Genomic DNA, 9,618 nt, shown 5'->3' with positions numbered 1-9,618 from the left:
TCTTATGATATCATGCGATTGACGTAGTTCATCAGAGCCACGACCCCTGCGACTCGCGCCCCTCTTTATATGGGCCGCCGCGACATGGGTTAAAAAGCGCCGGCGCGGCCGGGGGGCCCGGGCGGGCCCCCTCCCGCCGCCCTGGCCTCCGTGGCTAGCCGCTCTTCTTCCGCCTTGCGCTCATCCAGCGCTTCTTCCACTTCCGCCGCCGCGCCGGCTTCGGCCTCCGGGGCGATGGCCTGCTGCTCTGCCGATTGTTGTTCTTTTGAGTCCTGCTGCTCTTCCTGTTTCTTGCCAAAGCCCAGCCAGGAGAAAAACCCTTTCTTCGCCATCCTGCTCTTACTCACTTGTCTCGGGGGAGATTAGTACTGGCCGAGGGTCGGCCCCTTCATTAAAATACCCGCCCCTTAGGGGTGCAAAACCGCCTTATACTAGCATTTTATTGAAAGACGGCGAAACGAGATGGCAAAAGCAAAAACAGGCGGCCGGAGCCCCTCGGGCCCGGGGCATATCCGCCTGATCGGCGGCCAGTGGCGGGGCCGCAAGCTGCCGGTGCTGGACAGCGAAGGGCTGAGGCCCACCACCGACAGGGTCAAGGAAACCCTGTTCAACTGGCTGATGTTCGACATCCGTGGCTGTCGCTGTCTCGATCTCTTCGCCGGCAGCGGCAGTCTGGGATTCGAGGCTTTGTCCCGCGGCGCCGCCGAGGTGGTGCTGGTGGAGAAGGATCCCAGGGTGGCCCGGCAACTGCAGCACAACCTGGCCAGCCTGCCCGGAGCCCGGGGGCAAGTGCTCAATACCGATGCCCTCGCCATGCTGCACGCGGCCGCAACCCCCTTCGATCTGGTGTTCCTGGATCCCCCCTTTCACCGGGAGCTGTTGGCCGAGACCTGCCGCCTGCTCGAACAGGGCGGCTGGCTGGCCGACGACGCCAAACTCTATATCGAACGGGAACAGGGCTCCCAGGCCCTGTCCCTGCCCGCCAACTGGCGGCTGCTGAAAGACAAGCAGGCCGGCCAGGTCTGTTACCAACTCTACCAAAGGGAGCAAGTGCAAGAATGAAGGTGTTGAATCTGTTGATGCGGCTGGTGATGCTGGTGTTCTGGGTCGGTATCGCCTATGCCCTGCTCGGCCCCGGTATAGAGGAGGCCGGCTCCATGCCGCTGATACTGGGTGGCGTGGTGCTGTTCATGCACCTGCTGCAGATGCTGATGCTCAGGCAGGTCGCCGGCGTCCTCCACCCGACAGTCAAGGACTATATCGCAGTGCTGGTGTTCGGCTCCTTCGCCATGCACCACCACCGGGCCCGCCTGAAGGAATTGATGGCGCAGAAACGCTAAACACCCGGATCCGGCTCCTGCCCGCACCGCCAGCAAATTTCGAAACTGGCGGCATTGTGCTCCCCGCAGCGGGGGCAACGCCAGGAGCCGCCGTTCCCCCGCCGATACTGCTCCAGGATGTGCCGCGCCCCTTCCAGATCGGCCGGGTGGATCAGCAAGGTCACTTCCACCGCATTCACCGGCTGCTCCCCCAGCGCTCCCGACAGGGCTTCCCCCTGCAACAGCACCGCTATGCCGGCCACCTCCATCGCCCCCTTCAGGGTATGGGCTTCCAGGCTGTTGGCGGCCTGATATACCGGTATCCACTCGTTCATGCTGTTCCCCTGGCGGCACAAATAGAAAAAGGGGGTGACATCATGTCACCCCCTTTTGGGTTGTCGTATGGTTAATCCTTAAACCAAGTTGCTCCCTGCAATCCCTGACATTACCTTATCCTTAAGGTGATCCTCTTCCCGATCCGTCGGTGTGTCCTGGTCATCCTGACCGCGGTTCATCCTGAGCCGCTCGACTGTCTCCGTCCTGGGAGGTGTCCCTTACCGCATCCTGCGGTGTTCCTTTCGCCTTTCCTGGCAGCCCGTCTTCCTGACAGACTTCCTTGCTCCTTGCCCTTCTAAATATAGAGAAGTTTGCGGAACCCTCAAGGCGGCAAGGTCGCAAAAAATTCCCTCCACTTTCCAACAAAACAGCTATCATCATGATTTAAAATGAAAATATTAAATTTATCGTCGAAAAAACCCTATATAAAAACGTTTTCTCCCCGCCATCATTGAGAGATCTCTTACAAAATGGCGGGCAAAAATCGCAGCTCATCTCCCCGTTTAAAACCGTAGCGCCAGGAAGGGGCACCGCTTAGGATAAAACAATCTAACAAAAGGAGTGACCATGAACAGACTGGAACTGCCGTCGGCCCTGGTGGACTGCGATTGGCTGGCGGCCCACCTCACTCACCCCGATCTGGTGGTGCTGGACGCCAGTTGGCACATGCCGGCCGCCGGCCGCGACGGCGAGCAGGAATGGCGCCGGCAGCGCATCACCGGTGCCCGTTTCTTCGACTTCGACCGCCGCATCAAGGATCCCCACAGCCCCCTGCCCCATATGCTGCCGGACGAAAGCCTGTTTCCCCGGGAAGTATCGGCGCGGGGGATCAAAAACCGCCACTGCCTTGTCGTCTACGACAGCTGCGGCATCTTTTCTGCCCCCCGGGCCTGGTGGATGTTCAGGGCCATGGGTCATGAGCGGGTGGCGGTACTGGATGGCGGCCTGCCCGCCTGGCTGGCCGCCGGCCTGCCCCTGGAGCAGGGGGAGCCGGCTCCCGCGCCCGCCGGCCGCTTTGTCGCCCGCCGGCAAAGTACCTGGATAGCAGATGCCGGCCAGGTCGAAACCGCCTTGCAGGATGAAGGCTATCGGGTGCTGGACGCCCGCAGCCGGGAGCGCTTCAGTGGCGAAGCACCGGATCCCCGCCCCGGTGTACGTCCTGGCCATATGCCGGGCGCCTTCTGCCTGCCGTTTGGAGAACTGCTGGAACAGGGCCGGCTGCTGCCAAGGACGGAGCTGGCGCGGAAACTGGCGCCGCTGCTGGCCGCGGAGCAGCGGCTTGTCTGCAGTTGCGGCTCGGGCGTCACCGCCGCCATAGTGGCGCTGGCGGCCCATCTCGCCGGCCACGAACGAGTCGCCGTCTACGACGGTTCCTGGGCGGAATGGGGCGGCTCAAGCAGCTTGCCGGTGCGCCTGGGCCAATAGCAATAGAAAAGCCCGCCATGGAGGCGGGCTTTCTCGTCGCGGCGGGCCTTTACTTCTCGGCGCTGGGCCGGGCCGCCACGCCCATCTTCAGGGCCAGCCAGATCACCAGCACCAGGGAGATCATCACCGACAGGTAGTTGGAGCCCATTTCCGGGAACTGGGTACGCAGAAAGGCGGAGTAGCCGAACACCCCGATCAGGAAACCCAGCAGGGTGCACAGGGGGGTATCTCCCTCCATGGGCACGCTCAGGTATTCCTGGTACAACAGGTGAGCCGCCAGCACCAGCGAGATAATGGGGAAAATGGAAAACGCCAGTTGGCTGACGCTCAGGGTGGCCAGGGTGGCGTTGCCACAAATGCCGACCAGCAGAGCCAACAGTATGGGTTTACGGCGAATTTGCTTACTTCCTGACATATTCATCCTTCCTAATGTAGGGCCTAAAGCCTCTTTGCCTTGTTATATGCATCCGCGCCCTTGGCAATAATGCGCAGTTGCAGGATCATGCGTTCGGCCAGGGCCTCCCGCTCTTCATCGTTCATGTCCAACGCCTCGGCCCCGGCGCTGAAGACGATGGTCACCATCGCCTGGGCCTGGGCCTCCGCATAGCTGCGGCTGGTGCGCTGACGCTCTTCCAGGTAGTCGGTCAGTTCGGCGGTAAAATGCTGGATCTCCCGCGCCACCGCCTGGCGAAACGCCGCCGAGGTGCCGGAGCGTTCCCGCAACAGTAACCGGAACACATCCGGGCTGCTATCGATAAATTCCATAAAGGTCTTTACCGAAATCTGGATCACGCTGCCGCCGTCCGCGATGCGCTGTCGTGCCTGGCGCATCAGTTGACGCAGGGTCAGGCCGCCTTCGTCGACCAGGGTCAGACCCAGCTCTTCCATGTCCTTGAAGTGGCGGTAGAAGGAGGTCGGTGCCAGTCCTGCCTCACGGGCCACCTCGCGCAGGCTCAGGCTGGAAAAGCTGCGTTCGGCGCTCAACTGGCGAAAGGCTGCCTCGATCAGCGACCGTCGGGTCTTTTCTTTTTGTTCAGCGCGAATGCCCACGGCACACCAGGGTCTAACTCTTGTAATGGCCGGATCATACCTTTTTGTGTGAACCCGGTCAGCCCCGATTGGTCAATTTATGATTGACGCTGGCCCGCCTTCCCCATGAAAATGGTGTACAGATGTTCGCTCAATGGATACCAAGATGCGCAAACCTCCCCTGCTCTGGACCAATGCCATCCTCTTCGCCAGTACCGGACTGGCGGCCCTGGTGCTGGTCCCCTGGTACGGCCTGACCCAGGGCTACGACGGCTGGCAATGGCTGGCCATGCTGCTGCTGTTCAGTTACAGCTGCCTGTCGATCACCGCCGGCTACCACCGGCTGTGGGCCCACAAGGCCTACGACGCCCACCCGCTGCTGCAATGGCTGTTCGCCCTGGGCGGCGCCCTGTCGCTGCAGAATTCCGCCTTTCGCTGGTGCGCCGACCACCGCCGCCACCATCGCCATGTGGACGACCTGGACAAGGACCCTTACTCCGCCAAACGCGGCCTGTGGTTTTCCCATATGGGCTGGATGCTGCGCGACTACCACCCGGAAGACGACAGCAATATCCCCGATCTCAAGCGCAACGCCGTGCTGCAGTTCCAGCACCGGCATTACCTGGCGCTGACCCTGGCCATGAACATCGGCCTGCCGGTGCTGCTCGGCCTCTGGCACGGGGATCTCTGGGGCATGCTGCTGATGGCCGGCGTGCTGCGCCTCTTCCTCGGCCACCACGTCACCTTCTTCATCAACTCCCTGGCCCATTACTGGGGTCGCCAGCCCTACACCAGCAAGAACACGGCGCGGGACAACGACCTGCTGGCGGTACTGACCTTCGGCGAGGGTTATCACAACTTCCATCACCTGTTCGAATACGACTACCGCAACGGCATCCGCTGGTGGCACTACGATCCCACCAAGTGGCTGATCCGCACCCTGAGCTGGGTCGGCCTGGCCAGGAAACTGCGTACCTGTCCCCAGGAAAGGATCGAGCAGGCCCGGCTGGAGCGCCGGCTGGAAGTGACCCGCCAGAAAATACTGCGCCGGCAACAGAATGCCGATACCGAGCAGTGGCTGGCCCTGCTGCACAGCGAATACGAGCGCCTGCTGGCCCAGCTCAAGGATTACTACCAGGTGCGCAAATCCTTGCTCGAGCTGAAGAAAAAGGCCGCTCGCTGCAAGTACGAGGAATTGCGGCTCAAACTGAGCTGCGACGAGCTGAAGGCCGCCTTCACCACCCAGAAGCGCAACTGGCTAAAGCTGACCACCCAGTTTGCCTAAAGCATAAGGCGGGATCTTCCCGCCTTATTTTTTGCTACAAATTCCAGCACCACCACCGTCATTCCCTACCCAGTCAGCTTCTCTTTGACAAAAACGCTGCAAAACACCATAGTCTTCGCCATTTTTAACCAACATCGACTGTAGCGTTAGCTTTACAGTCCGCAGGAGCAGCAAGACGTGGAAACAAGGGCACAGTTCAGCAGCAAGCTGGGATTCGTCATGGCCGCCGCCGGCTCGGCCATCGGCGTGGGCAATATCTGGGGCTTCCCCACCCAGGCGGCCAGCAACGGCGGCGGCGCCTTCCTGCTGGTCTACCTGCTGTTCATCTTCCTGCTCGGCTATCCCATGCTGGTGGCGGAGATCACCATAGGCCGCCATGGCCAGGCCAGCCCCTTCCGCGCCCTGCAAGGGCTTACCGCCAACCCGGCGGGCAAGGCCATCGCCGGTCTGGTGGGGCTGGCGGCGGTGGTGACCGTGAGCCTGATCTTCACCTTCTACGCCATCGTCTCCGGCTGGTTCGTCGCCTATGCCCTGGAGCCCCTGGCCAGGATGGCCGGCGCCGACGCCTCGGCGGACTGGCTGACCGGCTTTTCCGATTCCCGCAACCTGGTATTCACCCTGCTGTTCGCCTTGCTCAGCCTCTGCGTGGTCAGCCGCGGCCTGGAAAAGGGCATAGAGCGCTGGTCCCGCCGGCTGATGCCGCTGCTGCTGGTGATGCTGGTGCTGCTGACCGGCTACATGCTGCTGCAACCGGGCGCCGGCACCGGCCTCCAGGCCTACCTGGTGCCGGACTTTTCCCGGGTATTCCACGGCGAGGTGCTGATCGGCGCCCTGGGCCAGAGCTTTTTCTCCCTGTCGCTGGGGGCGGCGGTGATGATGCTGTACGGCTCCTACCTGAGCCGGCAGGCCAGCATCCCGGCCCTGGCCGCCCAGGTCACCCTGCTGGACACCGGCGTCGCCTTTCTCGCCGGCTTGCTGATCCTGCCCGCCATGTACGTGGCCCAGCACAACGGCGTGGCCATCTTCGCCGAGGACGGCAGCCTGCTCAGCTCGGACACCCTGGTGTTCTCGGTGCTGCCGGCGCTGTTCGAAACCATGGGCCAGGCCAGGTACCTGGTGGCCTTCGCCTTCTTCGTGCTGATGATAGTGGCGGCGCTGACCTCCGCCATCTCCATGCTGGAGGCACCGGTGTCCCTGGCCATGGAGTCCACCGGCCTGTCCCGGATAAAGGCCACCTGGCTGATGACCGGCCTCTGTACCTTGATTAGTGCGGTGATAGTGTTTAATTTTGGCAGCCTGTTTGGACTGGTGATCACCCTCACCACCCAGTACGCCCAGCCTCTGGTCAGTCTGGGCATTACCCTCTATGCGGGCTGGGTGTGGCAGCGCAGCCAGGTGCTGGCCGAGCTGAAAGCCGGTAACCCCGGACTGGAGCAGGGGCTGTTCTGGAAGATCTGGCCCTGGTACGTGCGGCTGGTGTGCCCGGTGCTGGTGCTGGTGGTGATCATCCAGTCGGTGGGCGGCTGAGGCCGCCCGTGGACTACCCTGTACGGAGTGGATTGGTCAGATGAAGTCTGCTGAGCTGTTATACCGCGTGCAATTTGTCAACGCGGGCAAACACTATGAAATCTATGTGCGGGAAGTGACCCAGGGCAGCCTGTTCGGCTTTGTGGAGCTGGCGGACTTCGTGTGGGACACTCGCACCTCGCTGCTGGTGGACCCGGCGGAAGACAAGCTGAAGAGCGAGTTCGCCGAGGTGAACCGTACCTATATCCCCCTGCACCAGATCTTGCGCATCGACGCGGTGGAGAAGCGCGGCAAGGCTAGGCTCACCGAGCTGGGCGACAAGGTCACGCCCTTTCCCGCCCCCATCTACACACCCAAGCCGGGCAACTGACAGCACACAACACCAGGGCCGCAACGCGGCCCTGGTGTTTAGTGGGTCACCTCGCCGGTGCCGCCCAAGCCGGCCGCCAGGCGGGGGCCCTGCTCTTCGTCCGCCAGGGCCAGCAGGAAGGCGTACTCCCGGGCCAGCTCCCGGTAGGACTCGAAGCGTCCGGACTTGCCGCCGTGGCCGCTGTCCATGTCACAGTGCAGCAACAGCAGGTTGTCGTCCAGCTTCATTTCCCTGAGCTTGGCCACCCACTTGGCCGGCTCCCAATACTGCACCTGGGAATCGTGCAGGCCGGTGGTCACCAGCATATGGGGGTAGGCCTGGGGCTTGACCTGATCGTAGGGGCTGTAGGACTTCATGTAGTGGTAATAGTCGGCCTCCGCCGGATTGCCCCACTCGCCATATTCGCCGGTGGTCAGCGGGATGGATTCGTCCAGCATGGTGGTCACCACGTCCACGAAGGGCACCGCGGCCACCACTCCCTTGAACAGATCCGGTTCCATGTTGACCACGGCGCCCACCAGCAGGCCGCCGGCGCTGCCGCCGGAGGCAAACACCCGGCTCTTGTCGCCATAGCCCTGCATCACCAGATCGCGGGTCACGTCGATAAAGTCGTGGAAGGTATTCTGCTTGCTGAGCAGGCGGCCCTGTTCGTACCAGTCACGGCCCAGCTCTTCGCCGCCACGCACATGGGCGATGGCGTAGACGAAGCCCCGGTCGAGCAGGCTCAGGCGGGAGCTGCTGAAATCCGGATCCATGCTGGCACCGTAGGAGCCGTAGGCATACACCAGCAGCGGATTGCTGCCGTCGCGCTTGAACTTGTCGGCCCGGTATACCAGGGACACCGGTACCAGGGCGCCGTCCCGCGCCTTCACCCACAGCCGCTCGCTGCGGTAGTCGTCGGCGTTGAACTGCTCACCCACGTACTGCTGTTTCAGCTCACGCCGTTCCAGGGTATCCATGTTGACTTCATAGGTGGTCACCGGCCGGGTCATGGAGGAGTAGCCGTAGCGCAACCAGGGGGTATCAGACTCGGCGTTGGCCCCCAGCCAGGTTACGTAGGCGGGGTCGTCGAAGCGGATCTCGCGCTCGCGCCCATCCCGACGGTGGATCTGGCGCAGGTGCACCAGGCCCTCGCGGCGCTCTTCCAGCACCAGCCAGTCGCGGAACAGGGCAAAGCCCTCTAGCAGTACCTCGGCCCGGGCCGGGATCAGCGGCTGCCACTGGTCGCCGGCCGACGCCTCCCTGGCCAGGTAAAGGCCGAAGTTGGCGCCGTCCTTGTTGGAACGGATGTAGAACTGGCCCTGGTAATGCTCGAGATCGTATTCGTGGCCGTGCTGCCGGGGCAGGAATACCCGGGCCGGGGTCTCCGGCGCATCCGCCGGCACCATGCTGAGTTCGCTGGAATCGGTGTTCCAGGCGCCGATCAGGATGTAATCCTCGGAACGGCTCTTGTAGATGCTGGTATAGAAGCTGCTGTCTTTCTCTTCGTATACCAGCACGTCTTCGCTCTGAGCGGTGCCCAGGGTATGGCGGTACACCTGGTAGGGCAGCAGGGTATTTTCATCCTGTTTCACATAGAACAGGGTCTTGCCGTCATTGGCCCACACCAGGTTGCCGGAGGTGTGTTCCAGCACTTCCTCATAGAATTCACCGGTTTCCAGCGACTTGAAACGGATCTGGTACTGGCGGCGGGACACGAAGTCCTCGGCGAAAGCCAGGGTGCGCTGATCCGGGCTCACCGCCAGCTGGCCCATGCCGTAGTAGGCGTGCTCGCCGGCCCGTTCGTTTCCGTCCAGCAGCACTTCCACCCGTTCGGGCTGGCCGTCGGGGTAGCGTTCGACGATGGCATACTCCTGGCCCTGCCGGTAGCTGGTCTGGTACCAGTAGCCCTCTTTCAGGTAGGGCACGCTGTTGTCGTCCTGGCGGATGCGGGCCACCATTTCCTGGAACAGGTTTTCCTGCAGTTCGTTCAGCGGGGTAAGCACCTGCTCGCTGTAGCGGTTTTCCTGCTCCAGGTAGGAGATGACCTCGGGATCGTCCCGCTCGTCGTCCCGCAACCAGTGGTAGTTGTCCACCCGGATGTCGTCGTGGTTGAACAGGAGGTGGGGAATCTTCTTGGCGACCGGCGGTTTTATTTCCAAATCAGTACCTTTGGCATAGGGTTTGGCACAAGCCACCCATGCTAACATCAAGCAAAGCCTAACCCTATTGCGCACCTGTCGGCCCTCCCTTCTTTCGTGCAAAAAACAAACAAATATTAACTACGGAAGAGGAAGTTAACCAAGGTATTTGGTGAGAATTGCGAAGGAAAACGGTACAAAAGTCCG

11 protein-coding genes are annotated in these 9,618 nt (G+C 62.1%); 6 read left to right on the top strand and 5 right to left on the bottom strand.

Going from position 1 to position 9,618, the window contains the following annotated elements; genetic code table 11:
- Window positions 1–89: 89 nt before the first annotated feature.
- Entirely contained in the window at window positions 90–332 is a 243-nt protein-coding gene (locus tag CGX12_RS04685; RefSeq protein ID WP_094038735.1) for a hypothetical protein, read from the bottom strand.
- Window positions 333–462: 130 nt separating this feature from the next.
- On the opposite strand from CGX12_RS04685, the gene rsmD reads away from it, so the two are divergent.
- Both rsmD and CGX12_RS04675 read left to right on the top strand, forming a co-directional pair.
- Window positions 463–1,062, top strand: coding sequence for a 16S rRNA (guanine(966)-N(2))-methyltransferase RsmD (gene rsmD / locus CGX12_RS04680; protein ID WP_094038734.1), 600 nt, complete (start codon window positions 463–465; stop codon window positions 1,060–1,062).
- Window positions 1,059–1,340, top strand: coding sequence for a DUF1145 domain-containing protein (locus tag CGX12_RS04675; RefSeq protein ID WP_094038733.1), 282 nt, complete (start codon window positions 1,059–1,061; stop codon window positions 1,338–1,340). The genes rsmD and CGX12_RS04675 overlap by 4 nt, the downstream gene beginning before the upstream one ends.
- On the opposite strand, the gene CGX12_RS04670 is transcribed toward CGX12_RS04675, so the two are convergent.
- Window positions 1,337–1,654, bottom strand: coding sequence for a putative signal transducing protein (locus tag CGX12_RS04670; protein ID WP_094038732.1), 318 nt, complete (start codon window positions 1,652–1,654; stop codon window positions 1,337–1,339). The genes CGX12_RS04675 and CGX12_RS04670 overlap by 4 nt on opposite strands.
- A gap of 568 nt (window positions 1,655–2,222) precedes the next feature.
- Between CGX12_RS04670 and CGX12_RS04665 the strand changes: the two genes are divergently transcribed.
- Entirely contained in the window at window positions 2,223–3,080 is an 858-nt protein-coding gene (locus CGX12_RS04665; protein ID WP_094038731.1) for a sulfurtransferase, read from the top strand.
- Window positions 3,081–3,129: 49 nt separating this feature from the next.
- Here CGX12_RS04665 and CGX12_RS04660 read toward each other — a convergent pair whose 3' ends face one another.
- Window positions 3,130–3,495: a YijD family membrane protein gene (locus CGX12_RS04660; RefSeq protein ID WP_094038730.1), complete on the bottom strand. Its 366-nt coding sequence runs from the start codon at window positions 3,493–3,495 to the stop codon at window positions 3,130–3,132.
- Window positions 3,496–3,518: 23 nt separating this feature from the next.
- Window positions 3,519–4,130, bottom strand: a complete 612-nt coding sequence (gene fabR, locus CGX12_RS04655; RefSeq protein WP_094038729.1) for an HTH-type transcriptional repressor FabR — start codon at window positions 4,128–4,130, stop codon at window positions 3,519–3,521.
- A gap of 145 nt (window positions 4,131–4,275) precedes the next feature.
- Here fabR and CGX12_RS04650 point away from each other — a divergent pair, with 145 nt between their 5' ends.
- The 3 genes from CGX12_RS04650 (at window position 4,276) to CGX12_RS04640 (ending at window position 7,291) form a co-directional block, all read left to right on the top strand.
- Entirely contained in the window at window positions 4,276–5,394 is a 1,119-nt protein-coding gene (locus CGX12_RS04650) for an acyl-CoA desaturase (protein ID WP_094038738.1), read from the top strand.
- Between the two features lie 177 nt (window positions 5,395–5,571).
- Complete coding sequence (locus CGX12_RS04645) at window positions 5,572–6,921, top strand: sodium-dependent transporter (RefSeq protein WP_094038728.1); 1,350 nt, start codon at window positions 5,572–5,574, stop codon at window positions 6,919–6,921.
- 40 nt (window positions 6,922–6,961) lie between these two features.
- Window positions 6,962–7,291, top strand: a complete 330-nt coding sequence (locus tag CGX12_RS04640; protein ID WP_094038727.1) for a DUF1820 family protein — start codon at window positions 6,962–6,964, stop codon at window positions 7,289–7,291.
- Window positions 7,292–7,329: 38 nt separating this feature from the next.
- Here the strand turns inward: CGX12_RS04640 and CGX12_RS04635 are convergent, their stop codons facing one another.
- Window positions 7,330–9,480, bottom strand: a complete 2,151-nt coding sequence (locus CGX12_RS04635) for a S9 family peptidase (RefSeq protein WP_176442000.1) — start codon at window positions 9,478–9,480, stop codon at window positions 7,330–7,332.
- Window positions 9,481–9,618: the final 138 nt, after the last annotated feature.

It is taken from the genome of Zobellella denitrificans, assembly GCF_002237365.1.
Classification (GTDB): Bacteria; Pseudomonadota; Gammaproteobacteria; order Enterobacterales; family Aeromonadaceae; genus Oceanimonas; species Oceanimonas denitrificans.
This window is presented reverse-complemented; position numbering and strand designations above follow the sequence as displayed.

Coding starts and splice junctions, on each gene's coding strand:
- CGX12_RS04685 (WP_094038735.1), bottom strand. CDS start 332: ATGGCGAAGAAAGGGTTTTTCTCCTGGCTGGGCTTTGGCAAGAAACAG.
- rsmD (WP_094038734.1), top strand. CDS start 463: ATGGCAAAAGCAAAAACAGGCGGCCGGAGCCCCTCGGGCCCGGGGCAT.
- CGX12_RS04675 (WP_094038733.1), top strand. CDS start 1,059: ATGAAGGTGTTGAATCTGTTGATGCGGCTGGTGATGCTGGTGTTCTGG.
- CGX12_RS04670 (WP_094038732.1), bottom strand. CDS start 1,654: ATGAACGAGTGGATACCGGTATATCAGGCCGCCAACAGCCTGGAAGCC.
- CGX12_RS04665 (WP_094038731.1), top strand. CDS start 2,223: ATGAACAGACTGGAACTGCCGTCGGCCCTGGTGGACTGCGATTGGCTG.
- CGX12_RS04660 (WP_094038730.1), bottom strand. CDS start 3,495: ATGTCAGGAAGTAAGCAAATTCGCCGTAAACCCATACTGTTGGCTCTG.
- CGX12_RS04650 (WP_094038738.1), top strand. CDS start 4,276: ATGCGCAAACCTCCCCTGCTCTGGACCAATGCCATCCTCTTCGCCAGT.
- CGX12_RS04640 (WP_094038727.1), top strand. CDS start 6,962: ATGAAGTCTGCTGAGCTGTTATACCGCGTGCAATTTGTCAACGCGGGC.
- CGX12_RS04635 (WP_176442000.1), bottom strand. CDS start 9,480: ATGTTAGCATGGGTGGCTTGTGCCAAACCCTATGCCAAAGGTACTGAT.